The organism is Streptomyces shenzhenensis (assembly GCF_021462265.1).
Lineage (GTDB): Bacteria > Actinomycetota > Actinomycetes > Streptomycetales > Streptomycetaceae > Streptomyces > Streptomyces shenzhenensis.
Map to the genome: position 1 here is coordinate 335,410 of NZ_JAJONF010000006.1, position 18,176 is coordinate 353,585.

Below are 18,176 nucleotides of genomic sequence, written 5' to 3' on the forward strand. Positions count from 1 at the left end.
ACGAATGGTTCACCCGAGCCCGCGGGCCCGCCGTGAGACCACCGCGCGCAGCACCCGGCGGCCCTCGGTGGAGACGTCCAGCGCACGCCGCAGCCCGGCCGCGCCGTGCTCCGCCAGCAGTTCGAGCACCGTGACCTGACGGCGCAGTTCGGCGGCGACCAGCGGCGACATGCCCTCGGTGCCGCCCTCCCGGAGGGAGTCGACCGAGGGTGCCGCGTCCTCGGCCGGGTCGAGGAGCCGGTGGATCTGCAGCGAGGCGACGGAGCAGGCGTCGGCCCACCGGCGGATGTCCGCGGCCTCCCGCGACTCGGGCGCGGCGTCGAGCATCCGCCGGGCGAGGGCCTCGGCCTCCCCTGCCCGGCCGTCGCGCTCGGTGCCGGCGCCGAGCGAGCCGCGCGCCTTCTCCAGTCCCGGGCCCCAGTCGGAGCCGTCGGCGAGGCTCGCCCACAGCGGCCGCAGCACCAGGTCGTCCCCGCCCAGCAGCGGCACGCACCGATCCAAACAGGCCAACCCACTGGCGGCCAGTCCGCGTTCATCGGCCTGAGCGATCAGCTCCACCAGGCTCATCCCACGCCTCCCAGAAACGGTACATACCAAGGCACCCATGTGCACGGATCCCACACTTGCCCTAACTGCGTGCGACGGTACGGCAGTGTCACACCGGCAGGACACCCGGGATCCACAGGAGTCCGAAGAATGTGTTTTCGGCCAACAGTGCGGCAGGGCCGGAGGAGGCGGGCCGGGGGGGCAGAACGCGGCCGGTGCGGTGTCCGCCGGAGCCTTCTCGTGCCGCATCCGGGTCAGCCGCGGTACGGGGAGGATCGCGAGCACGGCGGCGGCGATACCGGCGATACCGGCGCTCTGCAGGGCGGCCGCGATGAACATCTCCCCGGTGACGGCACGATTGCCCGCAGCCGGGACGCGGCCGGGCCCGGAGCCCTCCCCCGGCCCGCGCGCGGAAGGCGGCAGGCAGGGCCCGTCACCGCCGTACGTCCCCGTGGTTCGCCGGGTCAGCCCAGTCTGTTCGCGAGGGCCTTGAAGTCCGTCCAGGACATCGTCGGGGGGGCCGGGTCCCAGAGTTTCTGGATGGTGGCCCGCAGCGGCATCCGGATGCCGGCCGCCACCTGGTCCTGGGTCTGGGAGCCCGCGAGGTCGCACCAGACGGCGAAGGAGCCGCCGAGGATCTGGGGTTCGTACCGCGCGGCCACGGCGGAGGTGCCGCGCAGCATGCGCGGGATCCACTGCTCGTAGATCCGCTGTCCGGTCGGATAGACGAAGGTGTTGGGCTCGCCGAGGACGTAGTAGAGGTACTCGTCGTTGTAGTTGAGGACCTTGCGGCCCGCCCTCAGGTACTCCACGGGCTGCCGGGCGCCGATCTCCTTGCCGGTCCAGTAGGCGACCTGGAGGTCCTCGGCGGGCTGCACGGAGGTGCCGCGGAAGAAGCCGTCGTTCCAGGCCCGCATGGTCCGCTCGTGGGCGCGGACGGTGTCGGCGCGGGCGTTCAGCCAGCCGGTGGTGAGGTCGGCGACGGTGGCGCCGGAGCCGTACTCCTGCCGGGCGGCGGCCGCCAGCTGCGGGTAGGAGGCCTGCGGGTTCGCGACGCTCAGGGCCTGGTACTCGTCGCCGCCGAGGTTCCAGTAGGAGCCGGGGAACAGGTCGGCGTACTCGTCGAGCAGATCGTCGACGAGCTCCGCCGAGGCGTCCTTGGAGATGTCGATGGCCCCCCTGGTGACCACCCCCTGCGCGTTGCGCAGTCGCAGCTCGGGGTGGGCGGCGAGGACGGCACCGAGGTGTCCCGGCGAGTCGATCTCCGGCACGACCTGGATGTGCCGGGCGGCGGCGACCGCGACGATCTCCTTCACCTGCGCCTTGGTCAGGTGGTCCCGGGAGACGATCTCGGGGTGGGTGTCGGACTCGATCCGGAAGCCCTGGTCGTCGGAGAAGTGCAGCCCGAGCTGGTTGAACTTCAGGTCGCCGAGTTCCCGTATCCGCGACTCTATCCAGCCCGCGGTGAACGGCTTGCGCGCGATGTCGAGCATGAACCCGCGCTGCGGCTTGGCCGGCTGGTCCCGCACCACTCCCTCCGGGGCCGTACCGCCGCCGTGCACCTCCTGCTTCAGCGTCCGGGTGCCGTAGAAGACGCCCGCGTCCCCGGGCCCGCTGATCCGGACCGACCCGCCGCGCACGGTCATGGTGTACGACTCCGGGTCCCCGCTGCCGCCGAGGTCGAGCCGCAGGTCACCGGGCCTGACGTCGTCGTCGGCGCCCTTCTGCCCGGCGTACGACAGGCCCAGCTCGCTCGCCGTCAGCCGTCCCTCGTCGGCCAGCGCCGCGTTGCTCACCACGACCCGGCCGCCCTGCCGCGGGCGCCAGCCGGGGCCGCGGGCCGCGGTGTGGGAGCGGACGGCGGGGATGGTGCGGGGGGCCTGCGAGAGGGGGTAGCTGCGGGTCGGCGTGGGCGTGGGGGTCGCCGCCCCGGACGAGGTGGCCGGCGCGCTCGCGGAGGGCTGCCGGGCCGCGCCGTCGCCGCCGCCCGAGGTGGCCCATACGCCGATGCCCGTGCCGAGCGCGACGGTCCCCGCGAAGGCCGCGGCGACCATCACCGCCCGCCTCCGGCCGCCCTGCCGTGCTGACGGCTTCCGCCTGTGCTGGCTCACGGTGACAACTTACGACGCGGCAGCCCCACGACCGTCATCGCCCCAATCCGAAACTCTCCCGTTCGGGTGAAACTCAAGCAACCATCGGACACACCGTGAACGTCCTCTATAGCGTCGACGACACATATCTCACAGCATCCCCTGCCACACCGCCCGTGACGCGAGGACCCACGCTGCCCGCCCACCGTCTGCCCCCTCTCCCCGCCCCGCTGGACGCCTTCAACGCCGCCCCGGACGACGAGGCCGGCGCGCTGCTCCTGCACTGCCTGCACAGCCCGCGCTGGTCCCACCGCATCGCCGCCCACCGCCCCTACCCCGACGTCGAATCCCTCCTGGCGGCAGCCGACGAGGCGGCGTACGACCTGTCGCCGGAGGATCTCTCGGCGGCCTTGGCCGACGAGTGCCTGCCGCCGGTGCCCGACGGCACCTACTCGGCCGCCCACACCGCGCTCAGCGCGGCGCACGCGGCGTACGAGGCCCGCTTCGGACACGTCTTCGTCATCTACCTGGGCGACACGCCGCCCGCCGAATCCCTGGACCGCGTCCTGGAAGGCATCCGGTCACGTTTGACAAACGATCCGGAGGACGAACGGGTAGTGGCGGCGGAGGAGCTACGGCGCCTTGCCGGGCAACGGCTCGCGGAGAAAGTGGGGGGTGCGGGGCAGTGCCGGTCAGCGGCTCCGCCGCGTGGAGCGACCAGGTCAAACGCACCCGCACCCGGCAAATGACCGGATCCGGCACCTCGGATGCCGCCCGGCTCACCCATCCGCGTGCCACTTTGATCACACCGGTAGGCCCGGCGTAAGCCCGGCGCCGACGCATCGCTACCATGCTGAGGGCCGGTGGACCGTACCCGGCCGGGCCCGACCGACACCCACAAGCCGGCGCGGCCCCGATACCCCGCTCCCGGAGGGACTTCCGTGCCGGCTGGAACGCTGTACCGCGGCCGGGAAGGAATGTGGTCCTGGGTGGCTCACCGAGTCACCGGCGTCCTCATTTTCTTCTTCCTGTTCGTTCACGTGCTGGACACCGCTCTCGTCCGCGTCTCCCCCGAGGACTACGACAAGGTCGTAGCCACGTACAAGACGCCGATCGTCGCACTGCTGGAGTACGGCCTCGTCGCCGCCATCCTCTTCCACGCCCTCAACGGCCTGCGCGTCATCGCCGTCGACTTCTGGTCGAAGGGCCCGCGCTACCAGAAGCAGATGCTCTGGACGGTCGTCGGTGTCTGGGTCGTCCTGATGGCCGGGGCCATTTACCCCGTTCTCGGCCACGCCGCTCGTGTCCTGTTCGGGAGCTGACGCCGATGTCGACCACTGAAACCCCCGCAGCCGGCGTCGGCCCCGTCGAGGGCGCCCCCCTCTACGGCGTCGACAACCCGGCCCCCCTCATCGAGGCCCCGCGCAAGCGCACCAAGAAGACCCCGCGCTCCACCCGCGGCAACTTCGAGATGGCCGCCTGGCTGTTCATGCGCCTGTCCGGTGTCGTGCTGGTCGTCCTGGTCCTCGGCCACCTGCTGATCCAGCTGGTGCTCGACGGCGGCGTGTCGAAGATCGGCTTCGCGTTCGTGGCCGGCCGCTGGGCGAGCCCGTTCTGGCAGGTCTGGGACCTCCTCATGCTGTGGCTCGCGATGCTGCACGGAGCCAACGGTCTGCGCACGATCATCAACGACTACGCGGAGCGCGCGAACACCCGGCTGTGGCTCAAGGGCCTGCTCTACACGGCCACGGTGTTCACCATCCTGCTGGGCTCGCTGGTGATCTTCACCTTCGACCCGAACATCCGCTAGGCACGGGGCTGCGAGAATCATGAAGATCCACAAGTATGACACCGTCATCGTCGGCGCCGGCGGCGCGGGCATGCGCGCGGCCATCGAGTCCACCAAGCGCAGCCGCACCGCGGTCCTGACCAAGCTCTACCCCACCCGCTCCCACACGGGCGCCGCGCAGGGCGGTATGGCCGCCGCGCTCGCCAACGTGGAGGAGGACAACTGGGAGTGGCACACCTTCGACACGATCAAGGGCGGTGACTACCTGGTCGACCAGGACGCCGCCGAGATCCTGGCGAAGGAGGCCATCGACGCCGTCCTCGACCTGGAGAAGATGGGCCTGCCGTTCAACCGGACGCCGAACGGCACCATCGACCAGCGCCGGTTCGGCGGTCACAGCCGTAACCACGGCGAGGCGCCGGTCCGCCGGTCCTGCTACGCGGCCGACCGCACCGGCCACATGATCCTCCAGACGCTGTACCAGAACTGCGTCAAGGAGGGCGTGGAGTTCTTCAACGAGTTCTACGTCCTGGACCAGCTGATCACCGAGGTCGACGGCGTCAAGAAGTCCGCCGGTGTGGTCGCCTACGAGCTGGCCACCGGCGAGATCCACGTCTTCCAGGCGAAGGCCGTCATCTACGCCTCCGGCGGCACCGGCAAGTTCTTCAAGGTGACGTCGAACGCCCACACGCTCACCGGTGACGGGCAGGCGGCGGTCTACCGCCGTGGCCTGCCGCTGGAGGACATGGAGTTCTTCCAGTTCCACCCGACCGGCATCTGGCGCATGGGCATCCTGCTGACGGAGGGCGCCCGTGGTGAGGGCGGCATCCTCCGCAACAAGGACGGCGAGCGCTTCATGGAGAAGTACGCGCCGGTCATGAAGGACCTCGCGTCCCGCGACGTCGTCTCCCGCTCCATCTACACGGAGATCCGTGAGGGCCGTGGCTGCGGTCCCGAGGGCGACCACGTCTACCTCGACCTCACCCACCTCCCGCCGGAGCAGCTGGACGCGAAGCTCCCGGACATCACCGAGTTCGCGCGCACCTACCTCGGCATCGAGCCGTACACGGACCCGATCCCGATCCAGCCCACCGCGCACTACGCCATGGGCGGCATCCCGACCAACGTCGAGGGTGAGGTCCTCATCGACAACACCACCGTCGTCCCGGGCCTGTACGCGGCCGGCGAGGTCGCCTGCGTGTCGGTGCACGGCGCCAACCGCCTCGGCACCAACTCGCTGCTCGACATCAACGTGTTCGGCCGCCGGGCGGGCATCGCGGCGGCCGCGTACGCGCACGGGCACGACTACGTGGAACTCCCGGACAACCCGGCCGAGTTCGTCGTCTCCCAGATCGAGCGGCTGCGCACCTCGACGGGCAACGAGCGGGTCGCCACGCTCCGCCGGGAGCTGCAGGAGACCATGGACGCCAACGTCATGGTGTTCCGCACCGAGCAGACGATCAAGACGGCGGTCGAGAAGATCGCGGAGCTGCGCGAGCGCTACAAGAACGTCTCGGTCCAGGACAAGGGCAAGCGGTTCAACACGGACCTGCTGGAGGCCATCGAGCTCGGCAACCTGCTCGACCTCGCCGAGGTCATGGCGGTCTCCGCGCTGGCCCGCAAGGAGTCCCGCGGCGGTCACTACCGCGAGGACTACCCCAACCGCGACGACGTCAACTTCATGCGCCACACCATGGCGTACCGCGAGGTGGGCGACGACGGCGCCGAGTCCATCCGTCTCGATTACAAGCCGGTCGTCCAGACCCGCTACCAGCCGATGGAGCGTAAGTACTGATGGCAACCCCCGTTCTGGACAAGGCGGACGCGGCCGGCCAGCCCGAGCCCGGCTTCGCCGACTCCCCGTACATCACGGTCACCTTCCGGGTCCGCCGCTTCAACCCCGAGGTCTCCGCGGACGCCGTCTGGGAAGACTTCCAGCTGGAGATCGACCCGAAGGAGCGCGTCCTCGACGGCCTCCACAAGATCAAGTGGGACCTGGACGGCACGCTGACCTTCCGCCGCTCCTGCGCCCACGGCATCTGCGGCTCGGACGCGATGCGGATCAACGGCAAGAACCGCCTCGCCTGCAAGACCCTGATCAAGGACATCAACCCCGAGAAGCCGATCACGGTCGAGCCCATCAAGGGCCTGACGGTCCTGAAGGACCTGGTCGTGGACATGGAGCCGTTCTTCCAGGCGTACCGGGACGTCATGCCCTTCCTGATCACGAAGGACACGAACGAGCCCACACGGGAGCGGCTGCAGTCGGCCGAGGACCGTGCGCGCTTCGACGACACCACGAAGTGCATCCTCTGCGCGGCCTGCACGTCCTCGTGCCCGGTCTTCTGGAACGACGGCCAGTACTTCGGTCCGGCCGCCATCGTCAACGCGCACCGCTTCATCTTCGACAGCCGTGACGAGGCGGGCGAGCAGCGCCTGGAGATCCTGAACGACCGCGACGGCGTGTGGCGCTGCCGCACGACCTTCAACTGCACGGACGCCTGCCCGCGCGGCATCGAGGTCACCAAGGCGATCCAGGAGGTGAAGCGGGCGCTGATCACGCGCCGCTTCTGATCCCTCCGCCGCCCTGGCCTGGGCCCCGCTTCCGGTTCCACACCGGGGCGGGGCCCTTGCCGTACCGCTCGGCGGTCAGGTGCCGGGGCGCCGGTTGATCGCCGTCAGGTCGATCTCGATGTCGAAGGGGACGGTGAGCTTTAGGCGGTCGTGGAAGATGCCGGTGAGGAGATAGACCTTGGTGGCGGGGTCGAGTTCGTAGACGTACGCGACCGGGAGACCTTCGTCATCCTGCTCGACCCGCCAGTAGTGGCGCACTCCGACCGCCGCGTACTTGCGGGGCTTGACCTCACGGTCGCGTTCCCTGGAGTCCGCGGAGACCACCTCGACGGCGAGGACGACGTCCTCGGGCTTGTACCAGGTCTGGTTGGGACCCGTACAGGCGTCCTTGGAGAACACGACGATGTCGGGCTCGGGCCGGTTCTTGTCGTCCAGTCTCACGGTCATTTCCCGGTCGACGTCGAGATGGTCCGGCGCCTGCGCCAAGAGGGCGTTGTCCAGCAGGCGCATGGTGCGCGTGTGGAACCGGGTCTGCGGACTCATCAAGACAAGGCTCCCGTCGATCAACTCCGTGTGGGGCGGGAGGCCCGGAATCCGGTCGAGGTCGTCCGCGGTCCAGCCCCCGGCGGGCGGGATGGGCCAGCGGTAGGACGGCTCGTCGTCCCGTTCCAGTTCGTTGTCCGCTGCGGCGCTCATCAGTGCTCCCATGGGACGGAGTCTCGCCTGTCCTATCAGCCTACCCAGGGGGAACCAGGGACGCCTCACCCCAACGGGTGATCACGGCACCGGTGCCCGTTCGGCTCCCGTGGACCCGCGAGCGCGGCATCTAACCTGACGACATGTCAGATGACGAGTCCTACGAACTGCTCGGGTTCGACAACGTGGTGATGCCCGTCGGGAGGCTCGCGGACGCCGTCGCCTTCTACGAGCGGGCCGGGTTCACGGTCGGGTTCCGGTTCGACGAGGGCGGGATCGCCCTGTTGAAGGTCGGGGGCGAGACGCCCGGGATCCTGCTGCGGGCCGAGGAGGGGCTGGGGCACCGGCCGGCGGTGTGGGCGTCGCCGCGCGTGTGGCTGGAGGTGCCGGACGCGCGGGGCACGGCCCGGCGGCTCAAGGAGGCCGGGATCGCGGTGCTCGACGAGCCGTTCTCCGTGGCCACCGGCTGGACCGTCGAGGTCGCCGACCCCTGGGGGAACATCATCGGCTTCACCGACTACGGCAAGCGGCCGGAACTGGCGCGGCGAGCGTGAACGGGGTCACTCCCCAACGGAGTTGAACGTGTTCAAAAGCAGGTCTACAGTCATCCCTGTCAGCGTTTTGAACGCGTTCAAGAAGGGGTGGGGCATGGACCGCACGGTCATCGCCTACGTCATCTACCTGGTCATCAGCATCGGTCTGACCATCTGGGTGGCCCGCACGCTCAGCCGCAACGGACGGATCTTCCTCTCCGACGTCCTGCACGGCAACGAGCAGCTCGCCGACGCCGTCAACCACCTTCTGGTCGTCGGCTTCTACCTGGTCAACCTGGGCTTCGTCGCGCTCTACCTGCACACCAGCGACACCGTCGACGACACCCGGGGCATCTTCGAGGCGCTGTCCGCCAAGCTCGGGGTCGTGCTGCTGGTGCTCGGTGTGATGCACCTGGGCAACGTCTACGTGCTCAACCGGATACGGCGCCGCGGGATCATGGAGAAGGAACAGCTTCCGCCGGTCCCCCCGCAGGGCTGGACCGCACCGGCGGCCGGGGCGTGAGCGCCGTGACCGCGACCGTCGACCGGGACGCCCCGCGCGTCCCGGTCCACGGGCTCACCGTCCTCTACGACGCCGAGTGCAGTCTCTGCTCGTTCCTGCGCGACTGGCTCGGGCGCCAGCCGCAGCTGGTGCCGCTGGACCTGGTCCCGGCGGGTTCGGAAGAGGCCCGGCGGCGCTTCCCGGACCTCGACCACTCGGCCACCCTCGACGAGGTCACCGTGGTGGGCGACGCGGGGCAGGTCTACCGGGACACCGCCGCCTGGATCGTCGTGCTGTGGGCGCTGCGGGAGCAGCGGCCGCTGGCCCACCGGCTGAGCACACCGGCCGGGGCCCGGCTGGCCCGGGGCGCGGTGCTCGCCGCCGCCAGGTGGCGGGGCGCGCAGTGGGGCGGGAAGGCCTACCGGCGCGAGGACGGATGGTCCTACGACCCGGGTCTCGGGTGGTTCTACGACCCTCCGGGCTGTGACGGCGGCGCCTGCGCCACTCGTTAGGCTCTGTCCGTGTCCGCGAAGAACGACGGTCCCGTCGAGGCCGGTGCCCAGAGCAAGTCCGAGCAGACCCGCGCGCTGATCCTGGAGACGGCGATGCGCCTGTTCCGGGAACGCGGCTACGAGAAGACCACGATGCGGGCCATCGCCACGGAGGCCGGGGTCTCCGTCGGCAACGCGTACTACTACTTCGCCGGCAAGGAACACCTGATCCAGGGCTTCTACGACCAGCTCGCCGCCGAGCACCGGGTGGCGGTGCGCGAGGTCCTGGACAAGGAGACCGACCTGGAGGCGCGGCTCGCGGGCGTGCTCAAGGTGTGGCTGGACATCGCCCGGCCGTACCACGAGTTCGCGATCCACTTCTTCAAGAACGCCGCCGACCCCGACAGCCCCCTCAGCCCCTTCTCCCCGCAGAGCGAGCACGCGCGCGAGGAGGCGATCAGTGTGCATCGAGAGGTGCTGGCGGGGGCGAAGACCAAAGTCGCCCCCGAACTGCGGGACGTGCTCCCCGAGCTGATGTGGCTCTCCCAGATGGGCCTCGTCCTGTACTGGATCTTCGACCGTACCGAGGGCCGCGAGCGCAGCTACCGGCTCGCCGAACGGGGAGCCCGGCTGACCGCGCGAGGCGTCTCCCTCGCGCGGTTCCGGGTGCTGCGGCCCCTGGTCCTGGAGGTCCACGAACTGTTCACGGACTTCCTGCCGGGGATGACCCGGGTCCTGCCGGACCCTTCGGCCAGGACCAGGGGCTCCAGCGGCTCGGCTAGCTGACGGCGTCCACCTCGTCCCCGGTGAGCTCCACGTCGTACACCAGCGGCCCCCCGGCCACCGTCACGTGCCGGGCCCGCGAGCCGAACGACGCCGAGGTCACCGCCAGCAGGTAGGTGCCGGGCGCCGGGACGGAGAGGATGTAGGAGCCGTCCGCCAGGGAGGTCACCCGGTCCAGTTGGCGGCCGCCCTTGGACATGAGGGTCACGGACGCGTCCTCCACGGGGTCGCCGTCGGCCGTCCGGACGAAGCCGTGGATCGCCGTGGCCGGACCGCCGGGAGCGGTCGGGTGCGGAGCCGGGTCCTCCTCCCCCGGCTCCACCGCGAGGTGCGGGAGCCGCTTGTCGAGCCAGGCCGGCAGCCACCAGTTGGACCTGCCCAGCAGGTGCATCGCCGCCGGGACCAGGGCCGTACGGAGGATGAAGGCGTCCAGGGCGACCGCCGCCGCCAGGCCCACGCCCGCCATCGCCGCGCCCGAGTCGCCGCTGAGGACGAAAGCCAGGAAGACGCAGACCATGATCAGGGCCGCGCTGTTGATGACGCGGCTGGTCTCCGCGAGGCCGACCCGGACCGCCCGCGCGTTGTCCTTGGTGTGCACCCACTCCTCGTGCATGCGGCTCACCAGGAAGACCTGGTAGTCCATGGAGAGGCCGAAGAGCAGGGAGAGCATGATGACCGGGAGGAACGCGTTGATCGGGCCCTCCTTGCCGAGGCCCAGCAGGTCCAGGCCCCAGCCCCACTGGAAGACCGCCACGAGGACACCGAAGGAGGCGGCCGCCGCGATCAGGTTCATCAGGGCGGCCGTCAGCGGGACGACCAGGGAGCGGAAGGCGACCAGGAGCAGCAGGAAGCCCAGGGTGATGATCGTCCCGATGAAGAGGGGCAGGCGGTCGCCGGTGACGGAGGCGAAGTCCTTGGAGACCGCCGTCACGCCGCCCACGTGGGCCTCCGCACCGGCCTTCGGGATGACCCGGTCACGGATCGTGTCGATGAGGTCGTCCGTCGCCTTGGACTGGGGGGAGGTGGTCGGCACCACCTGGATGACCGTGACACCCCGGGACGGGGGCAGCTCCGCCACCTGGGCGATGCCCCGGGTCGACTGCAGGCCCTGGACCAGCTTCGCCGTGTCGCCGCCCGCGCTCACCACCTGGAGGGGGCCGTTGAAGCCGGGGCCGAAGCCCTCGGCGAGCAGGTCGTAGGCCTTCCTGGTGGTCGTGGAGGCGTCGTCGTTGCCCTGGTCGGTGGCGCCGAGGCGCAGGGAGAGGACGGGGATGGCCAGGACCGCCATGACCACCACGGCCAGCAGCGCGATGCGGCGGGGGCGCTTCTCGACGTTCGCCGACCAGCGGGCCGCGAGACCGCTCGCCTTCTCCGGCTCGGGGCCCTCGGCGGCCAGCCGGCGGCGCTGGCGGCGGCTGAGGACGCGCGGGCCGAGGAAGCCGAGCAGGGCGGGGAGCAGGGTGGTGGCCGCCAGGACGCTGAGGACGACCGTGAGAGAGGTGCCGATGACCACGCCGTCCAGGAAACGCAGCCTCGTGACCAGCATGCCGGCCAGCGCGATGCAGACCGTGCCGCCCGCGAACAGCACCGCGCGGCCCGAGGTGTTGAGGGCGGTGACCGCCGACTCCTCGGGGTCCAGGCCGCGCAGGATGCCGCGCCGGTGCCGGGTGACGATGAACAGGGCGTAGTCGATGCCGACGCCGAGGCCGATCAGGGAGGCGAGCAGCGGCGCGATGTCGGGGATGTCGGTGGTGTGGCTGAGCAGCTGGGTGGAGAACAGGCCCATGCCGACGCCGAAGACCGCGATCGCGATGGGCAGGGTCATCGCGAAGAACGAGCCGAAGGCGAGGAACAGCACGAGGGCCGCCGCGACGATGCCGACCATCTCGGACAGGCCCTGCGGCGGCTCCTGGACACGCTGGATGGCCTGGCCGCCCACCTCGACCTGAAGGCCGGGGCGTTCGGCGGCCCGCGCGGTGTCGAGGACCTTCTGCACCTGCTCCTTGGGGATTTCGTTCGCGCGCTTGGTGAAGGTGAGCTGGGCGTAGGCGATCGTGCCGTCCTTGCTGATCTGCGCCGCTCCCCGGGCGCCCGCGTAGGGGCTGGTGACCGCGCCCACACCGGGCAGCTTCGCGATCTCGTCCAGGGCCGGCCCGATCCGGTCCTGGACCGCCTTGTCCCTGACCGAACCGCTGTCGGCCTTCCACACCACCGTGTCCGTGTCACCGGAGGTGGTCGGGAAGGCCTTCTCCATCAGGTCGTACGCCGTCTTGGAGTCCGTGTCGGGGAGGGAGAACACGTTCGCGTAGTTCGTGCCCGCCGCCGAGGCCGAGAAGCCCACGCCGACGAGTGCCCCCACCCACAGCAACAGGACCACCAGCCGGTGCCGATAGCACCACCGTGCCAATGCCGTCACGCTCAACAGCTCCTTGCTCGTAGATCACTTCGGTCGGTTGGTCCCCCCAGGTCCTGGGTAACAGCATCGGCAGCGGGCCGCGTGCCGGGACACCGGGCGCGCATGACTCTCAAGGAACTCCAAAGCTGCGCGCCCCCGGCTGTCGGTGGCGGCACCGATACTGGGGGCATGACGGCTCCAGGCAGCACCGTGCTGATCGTGGAGGACGAGCCCAGCATCGCGGACGTCCTCGCCATCGCCCTGCGCTACCACCGGTTCGAGGTGATGACGGCCGGTACGGTCCGGGACGCCCTCGCGCTGGCCGAGCGCACCCGGCCGGACGCGGCCCTGCTCGACGTGATGCTGCCGGACGGCGACGGCCGCGCCCTCGGCCGCGAGCTGCGTGCCCGCCGCCCGGACCTGGCCCTGGTGTTCCTCACCGCGCGGGACGCCCCGGCGGAGATAGTCGGGGCGCTCGGCTACGGCGACGACTACATCACCAAGCCGTTCAACATCGACGAGGTCGTCGCCCGGATCGGCGCCGTGCTGCGCCGCACCCGCCCGGCGGACGTCATCCAGCAGCGTCCGCCGCTGCGCTACGGCGACCTGGAGCTGGACGAGACGACGTACTCGGTGCACCGCGCCGGCCGCACGGTCGAGCTGACCCCGACCGAGTACGCGCTGCTGCGCTTCCTGGTGCGCAACGGCGGCCGGATCGTGCCGAAGGAACAACTGCTCAGGCACGTCTGGCAGTACGAGCACATACCGTCCGAGTCGACCGTCGTGGAGACCTACATCAGCTACCTGCGGCGCAAGCTCGACGCCCTGGGAGCGCCGGTGATCACCACCCGGCGGGGCGTCGGATACGGCCTGACATGAGCCTCGGCAAGCGCCGCCACCGGCACGGCCTGCGCTCACTGCGCGGCAAACTCACCCTGGCCAACGCCGGGCTGCTGGCCGTCGGCATCGTGGTGGCGACCACCGTGAGCATCATGGGCATGCGGCTGTACCTCCTCGACCAGGTGGACTCCGAGCTGCTCAAGATGCGTACGTCACTGGGGAGTTCGGGGCTGACCCTGCGGCAGTTCGACTCGCTGAGCGCGCTCGGCGTGATCCGTGACCGGCTCACCCCCGCCGAGTCCGACCCGACACCGGACTCGATCTTCGCGGTCATCGACACCAAGGGCGCCGCGATCACCGCCTTCGACATGAAGCCGACCGAGGCCCAGCGCTCCCTCGCCGCCGCCGTGTCCGACCCGCGCGCCCTCGCCGCGGCGCCCGACCCCCGCGACATCGACGTGCACGGCGCGTCCTACCGGGTGACGGCGACCCGGCTCGCCGACGGCCCCTACATCCTGCTGGCCACCTCCACCGAGCTGCTGCACAAGGGCATAGCCAAGGCGCTCAAGCTCGACCTCGCGGTCGGCTCGTCGCTGCTCGTGCTGCTGGGCTGCCTCACCATGTACAGCGTGCGGCAACGGCTGCGGCCGCTGGAGGACATGGTGGAGACGTCGTCGGCGATCGCCGAGGGCGACCTGACCCGGCGGGTGCCCTCCAGTCAGCATCCGACGGAGGAGGTCGAGCAGCTGCGGCTGGCCCTCAACGCGATGCTGCACCAGGTGGAGACGGCGTACCGGACCCGTGAGCACAGCGCCGCCCAGCTGCGCCGGTTCGTCGCCGACGCCTCGCACGAACTGCGCACGCCGCTCGCCGCCATCCGCGGCTATCTCCAGCTGTACGACAAGGGGATGCTGTGCGAGCCCGGGGAACGGCGGCGGGCCTGGGACCGGATGCAGGGCGAAGTGGACCGGATGGGCCGGCTGGTGGACGAGCTGCTGCTGCTCGCCCGGCTCGACCAGCGGCCGGAGATCCGGTTCCGCAACGTCGACATGAGCCGGCTGGTGCGGGACGCGGCCGAGGACCTGCGGGCGCAGCAGCCGGGGCGGCCGGTGACCGTGGCGGCCGACGGGGCGGTGCTGGTGCGGGGCGACGAGTCGGGGTTGCGGCAGGTGCTGGGGAATCTGCTGGCCAACGTCCGTACGCATACTCCGGTGGAGGCGGCCGTGCGGTTGGGCGTGGAGCGGGCCGACGGAATGGTGCGGGTGTGGGTGGCCGACGAGGGGCCGGGGCTCGGGGAGGAGGACGCGGGGCGGATCTTCGACCGGTTCTTCCGGGTGGGGAGTGCGGAGGGGAGCGGGCTGGGGATGGCGATCGTGCAGGGGGTGGTGGAGGCGCACGGGGGTGAGGTCGGTGTGCGGACCTCACCTGGGGAGGGGCTGGCGGTGACGGTCACGTTGCGCTGTGCCTGAGTTCCGGGTGCGGGCCCGGCCCGTCTCGCCGCATGTCTGCTCCCCACCCGGCGCCCGCCCGCGTCATGGGGTGGTCGCCGGGTGCCCGCCGGTCAGATCCAGTTCAGGCTCCACAGGCGGAAGACGCCCGTGCTGTCCGTGAGGTACTGGGCGCCGCCCACGTCCTCGCTGCTGAGGACGTAGTCCGTGCGCTGCCACAGCGGGATCAGCGGGACGTCCTCCGCCACGTCCGCCTGAACGGTGCGGAAGGACTGCTCGGCCCGGCTGCGGTCGGCGTACTGCTGGCTGTCCTGGAGAAGCCTGTCGACGGCCTTGTTGCTGTAGCCGGTGCTCATCACGGAGTCGCTGCCGACCAGGGAGGCGCCGAAGGTGTCCGGGTCGGGATAGTCGGCGACCCAGCCGACCGCCCAGGCGTCCATCTTTCCCCGGGCCCAGGACTTCTGGAAGTCGGTCCACTCGTACCCCTTGACGTCGACCTTGAACAGGCCGCCCGCCTCCAGCTGCTTCTTCAGCGCGGCGGCCTCCTCGGCTCCCGCGCCGTGGCCGATGCCGTAGCCGAAGGTGAACTCGACGGGGGTGCTGACACCGGCCTGTTCCAGGAGTGCCTTCGCCTTGGCGACGCTCTGGGTCGGGTAGGTGTCGAAGAAGGACGTGGTGTGGCCGGTGAGGCCGCTCGGGATCAGCGAGTAGAGCGGCTGCACCGTGCCGTCGTACACGGACGCGGCCAGGTTCTCGCGGTTGACCAGCCAGGCCAGGGCCCGGCGGACCAGCACGTCGTGCAGGGGCGAGTTCTTACGGGTGTTCAGGTACAGGTTGCGGGTCTCGGAGCTGTCCGACTCCAGGACGCGCTGGTCGGGGTCGCTCGGCGACAGCTTCGACACCATGCCGGGCGGCAGCGTCCGGGTCGCCACGTCGACCTGCTTGGCCTTGTACGCACTGGCGAGCTTGGCCGAGTCGGCGTAGTAACGCAGCTCGACGGGGCGGCCGGTGCCGCTCAGCTCGCCCTCGTAGTGGCTGTTGGGCGCCAGCGTCGCCTGCTTGTCCTTCGTGTACGACGTCAGGGTGTACGGGCCGGTGCCGTCCACCGAGTCGCCGCTGCGCAGGCCGTCCGCCGGGTACTTGTCCCGGTCGACGATCGCGCCGGCACCGGTGGCCAGCTTGAACGGGAACGTCGCGTCCGGGGACGAGAGGTGGAAGGTGACGGTCCTGCCGGAGACGGTCACCGAGCCGAGGGTCGAGAGCAGGGGGGCCGGGCCGACATCGGAGTTGATCTTCTTGACCCGGTCGAAGGAGTACTTCACGTCTTCGGCGGTCATCGCCCGGCCGCTCGGGAAGGTGATCCCGTCGCGCACCACGCAGCGGTACGTCCGCAGTCCGGAGTCCGTGAAGTGACAGCTCTTCGCCGCGTCCGGGATCGGCTGGGCACCGCCGGGCGCGAAGGTGAGCAGTGTCTGGAAGACGTTGTTGAACAACGCCCAGGACCCGGCGTCGTAGGCGCCGGCCGGATCGAGCGAGGTGACGGCGTCGGTCGTGCCGACGGTGATCGTCTTGTTCTTGTTCTGCGACGGCAGCAGCTGCCAGCCACCGATCCCCACGACCGCCAGAACGACGAGTGTCGCGAGAATCCGCATGCGAACAGATCGCATGGTCGGTGCCCTCCCCAGGACCAGCGCGGGTCCGTTCCGGGCCCTACCCAGGCCCTCCCCGCGCGCCACTCCCCTAAGTGACGCGGCTCACCTAACCACAGGTGTTTCATGTGGGGGAAGAGTGATCTGACTAGATGAGGAAGAACTTACCGAGGGCGTGTTTCCGCCGGATTTCACAGCTCTTGCACAGCGGGCGCGCGGGGCCGCGGGGGACTCCGGGGGGGCGTTTTCGGTCAGGCCTGTTTCGACGCGAGTTCGATGACCGTGATGTCGGACGGGGCGCCCACCCGGGTGGGCGGCCCCCAGGCGCCGGCGCCCCTGGAGACGTACAGCTGGGTGTCGCCGTAGCGGTCCAGGCCGGCGACGGTCGGGTTGGCCGCCGCCGCGATGAAGTTGCCCGGCCAGAGCTGGCCGCCATGGGTGTGGCCGGAGAGCTGGAGGTCGACGTGGTGCCGGACCGCCTCGTGGACCTGGACGGGCTGATGGGCGAGGAGCACGCAGGCGCGGGCCGGGTCCCGGCCGGCCAGGGCACGGTCGAAGTCCGGTCCCTGGCCGGTGCTTTCACCGGCGAGGTCGTTCACTCCGGCGAGGTCGAAGTACGCCAGTTCGCTACGGGCGTTCTCCAGGGGGCGCAGGCCCAGGGTGCGGACCTCTTCGACCCACTGCCGGGCACCGGAGAAGTACTCGTGGTTTCCGGTGACGAAGTAGCTGCCGTGGCGGGCGGACAACTGGGCCAGGGGGGCGGCGGCGGGGCCGAGGTCCTTCACGCTGCCGTCGACGAGGTCGCCGACGACCGCGATCAGGTCGGGCTGGGTGGCGTTGATCGTGTCGACGACCCGCTGCGCGAAGCCGCGGCCGAGAATGGGGCCGAGGTGGATGTCGCTCACCACGGCGATGCGGTAACCGTGAGCGGCGCGGGGGAGTTTGGCGAGGGGGACTGTGACGCGTTTCACGCTCGGGCCGCGGAGTACGCCGTAGGTGCCGAGGCCGACGGTGGTGACGGCGGCGGTGGCGGCCGCGCCGCCGACGACCCGGGAGACGAACAGGCGGCGGGTGGGGGCGGGAGCAGGCGCGGGATCCTCGGTGCGGGTGAGTTGCCGGAGGGGTGCTTCCGTCAGTGGTGCCAGTCGCTCGTCGTCGTGGCCGGTCGCGCCCACGCCGGGGTAGCCGCGACTCGCATACCGCGCCGCGTCCCCTTCGGGGTGCTCCGGTTCGCGGCGCTTCCACGGTGAGTGCTCCAGGAGGCGGCCCAGCAACGGCCTTGCCACCTCGCCCGCCACCACCGCCAGCAGCAGGTACAGCGAGAGCACCATCCACAGGAAGCCGGGCCAGGCAAGCGCCCGCTGGAGGACGAACGGCGCGTGCCCCACCTCCGCGAAGAGCGCCGCGAACATCACCGCCGGGCCGACGACGAACACGGTGGTGCCGATCCGGCGGGCCTGGCCCCAGCCCGTCGTCGTGTCCCGTATCAGGCGGCGCCAGAGGTACCGGTACAGGGCCGTCACCACGGCCAGGGCGAGGAGCCCGAAGACGATGATCACCCTGCGGTGCCTCTTCCTGTTCCGGTGCGGTCTCTATGACGTACGGCGCAGTGCGCGTACGCCGCGCAACCCGATGACCCCGATGGCCGTCCCCAATACGAAGGACACGACGGCCAGTGTCAGGTGGATCCAGAAGTACGCCGTGGGACGGCCGTTGTCGAAGGCGAGCCCGCTGCCGTCCTTGACGAGGTTTTTGACGAAAGTGATCCAGATGAACCAGCTCCACACCCCGAACGCGAGCAGGAACCAGGAGACCGGACGGCTGAGTTTCACAGAGACAG

18 protein-coding genes are annotated in these 18,176 nt (G+C 70.5%); 11 read left to right on the forward strand and 7 right to left on the reverse strand.

Annotated features, from left to right (window positions below; all coding sequences use genetic code 11):
- Positions 1-9: 9 nt before the first annotated feature.
- Together LQ326_RS11805 and LQ326_RS11810 are read right to left on the reverse strand one after the other, a co-directional pair.
- Positions 10-567: a hypothetical protein gene (locus tag LQ326_RS11805; RefSeq protein WP_234535422.1), complete on the reverse strand. Its 558-nt coding sequence runs from the start codon at positions 565-567 to the stop codon at positions 10-12.
- A 443-nt stretch (positions 568-1,010) separates the two neighbouring features.
- On the reverse strand, positions 1,011-2,600 hold the full coding sequence (locus LQ326_RS11810) for a beta-N-acetylhexosaminidase (protein WP_234535503.1): 1,590 nt from the start codon (positions 2,598-2,600) through the stop codon (positions 1,011-1,013).
- 212 nt (positions 2,601-2,812) lie between these two features.
- Here LQ326_RS11810 and LQ326_RS11815 point away from each other — a divergent pair, with 212 nt between their 5' ends.
- The 5 genes from LQ326_RS11815 to LQ326_RS11835 all read left to right on the forward strand — a co-directional run bounded on the left by LQ326_RS11815 (position 2,813) and on the right by LQ326_RS11835 (position 6,999).
- Positions 2,813-3,385 (forward strand): 2-oxo-4-hydroxy-4-carboxy-5-ureidoimidazoline decarboxylase, encoded by a 573-nt coding sequence (locus tag LQ326_RS11815; RefSeq protein WP_234535424.1) that lies wholly within the window; start codon positions 2,813-2,815, stop codon positions 3,383-3,385.
- Between the two features lie 192 nt (positions 3,386-3,577).
- A complete protein-coding gene (gene sdhC, locus LQ326_RS11820) occupies positions 3,578-3,958 on the forward strand; it encodes a succinate dehydrogenase, cytochrome b556 subunit (protein WP_043406142.1) in 381 nt (126 codons plus the stop codon).
- Between the two features lie 5 nt (positions 3,959-3,963).
- The gene (locus LQ326_RS11825; RefSeq protein ID WP_181807213.1) at positions 3,964-4,446 is read left to right on the forward strand and encodes a succinate dehydrogenase hydrophobic membrane anchor subunit; all 483 of its coding nucleotides are present in this window, start codon (positions 3,964-3,966) and stop codon (positions 4,444-4,446) included.
- Between the two features lie 19 nt (positions 4,447-4,465).
- The gene (gene sdhA, locus LQ326_RS11830) at positions 4,466-6,220 is read left to right on the forward strand and encodes a succinate dehydrogenase flavoprotein subunit (RefSeq protein ID WP_234535426.1); all 1,755 of its coding nucleotides are present in this window, start codon (positions 4,466-4,468) and stop codon (positions 6,218-6,220) included.
- Entirely contained in the window at positions 6,220-6,999 is a 780-nt protein-coding gene (locus LQ326_RS11835) for a succinate dehydrogenase iron-sulfur subunit (protein ID WP_234535428.1), read from the forward strand. Before sdhA ends, LQ326_RS11835 begins: the two co-directional genes overlap by 1 nt.
- Positions 7,000-7,074: 75 nt before the next feature.
- Here LQ326_RS11835 and LQ326_RS11840 read toward each other — a convergent pair whose 3' ends face one another.
- Positions 7,075-7,695, reverse strand: a complete 621-nt coding sequence (locus tag LQ326_RS11840) for a Uma2 family endonuclease (RefSeq protein ID WP_234535430.1) — start codon at positions 7,693-7,695, stop codon at positions 7,075-7,077.
- A gap of 143 nt (positions 7,696-7,838) precedes the next feature.
- Between LQ326_RS11840 and LQ326_RS11845 the strand changes: the two genes are divergently transcribed.
- The 4 genes from LQ326_RS11845 (at position 7,839) to LQ326_RS11860 (ending at position 10,007) form a co-directional block, all read left to right on the forward strand.
- Positions 7,839-8,249, forward strand: a complete 411-nt coding sequence (locus LQ326_RS11845) for a VOC family protein (protein ID WP_181807210.1) — start codon at positions 7,839-7,841, stop codon at positions 8,247-8,249.
- 94 nt (positions 8,250-8,343) lie between these two features.
- Positions 8,344-8,751, forward strand: a complete 408-nt coding sequence (locus tag LQ326_RS11850; RefSeq protein ID WP_234535432.1) for a hypothetical protein — start codon at positions 8,344-8,346, stop codon at positions 8,749-8,751.
- The gene (locus LQ326_RS11855) at positions 8,748-9,242 is read left to right on the forward strand and encodes a thiol-disulfide oxidoreductase DCC family protein (RefSeq protein ID WP_372496812.1); all 495 of its coding nucleotides are present in this window, start codon (positions 8,748-8,750) and stop codon (positions 9,240-9,242) included. The genes LQ326_RS11850 and LQ326_RS11855 overlap by 4 nt, the downstream gene beginning before the upstream one ends.
- A 9-nt stretch (positions 9,243-9,251) precedes the next feature.
- Positions 9,252-10,007: a TetR/AcrR family transcriptional regulator gene (locus LQ326_RS11860; RefSeq protein ID WP_234535433.1), complete on the forward strand. Its 756-nt coding sequence runs from the start codon at positions 9,252-9,254 to the stop codon at positions 10,005-10,007.
- On the opposite strand, the gene LQ326_RS11865 is transcribed toward LQ326_RS11860, so the two are convergent.
- Positions 10,000-12,411, reverse strand: coding sequence for an MMPL family transporter (locus LQ326_RS11865; protein WP_234535507.1), 2,412 nt, complete (start codon positions 12,409-12,411; stop codon positions 10,000-10,002). The two genes, LQ326_RS11860 and LQ326_RS11865, sit on opposite strands and share 8 nt — an antisense overlap.
- Positions 12,412-12,588: 177 nt before the next feature.
- Between LQ326_RS11865 and LQ326_RS11870 the strand changes: the two genes are divergently transcribed.
- Together LQ326_RS11870 and LQ326_RS11875 are read left to right on the forward strand one after the other, a co-directional pair.
- Positions 12,589-13,278 carry a response regulator transcription factor gene (locus LQ326_RS11870; RefSeq protein WP_234535435.1) on the forward strand — a complete coding sequence of 230 codons (690 nt, stop codon included), beginning with the start codon at positions 12,589-12,591 and terminating at the stop codon, positions 13,276-13,278.
- Positions 13,275-14,708, forward strand: a complete 1,434-nt coding sequence (locus LQ326_RS11875) for a sensor histidine kinase (protein WP_234535436.1) — start codon at positions 13,275-13,277, stop codon at positions 14,706-14,708. The genes LQ326_RS11870 and LQ326_RS11875 overlap by 4 nt, the downstream gene beginning before the upstream one ends.
- A gap of 92 nt (positions 14,709-14,800) precedes the next feature.
- On the opposite strand, the gene LQ326_RS11880 is transcribed toward LQ326_RS11875, so the two are convergent.
- The 3 genes from LQ326_RS11880 to LQ326_RS11890 all read right to left on the reverse strand — a co-directional run bounded on the left by LQ326_RS11880 (position 14,801) and on the right by LQ326_RS11890 (position 18,168).
- Positions 14,801-16,354 carry an ABC transporter substrate-binding protein gene (locus tag LQ326_RS11880; RefSeq protein ID WP_234535437.1) on the reverse strand — a complete coding sequence of 518 codons (1,554 nt, stop codon included), beginning with the start codon at positions 16,352-16,354 and terminating at the stop codon, positions 14,801-14,803.
- Positions 16,355-16,587: 233 nt separating this feature from the next.
- Positions 16,588-17,895, reverse strand: a complete 1,308-nt coding sequence (locus tag LQ326_RS11885; protein ID WP_234535438.1) for a metallophosphoesterase — start codon at positions 17,893-17,895, stop codon at positions 16,588-16,590.
- 33 nt (positions 17,896-17,928) lie between these two features.
- Entirely contained in the window at positions 17,929-18,168 is a 240-nt protein-coding gene (locus LQ326_RS11890; protein WP_234535439.1) for an SCO4848 family membrane protein, read from the reverse strand.
- Between the last annotated feature and the right edge of the window lie 8 nt (positions 18,169-18,176).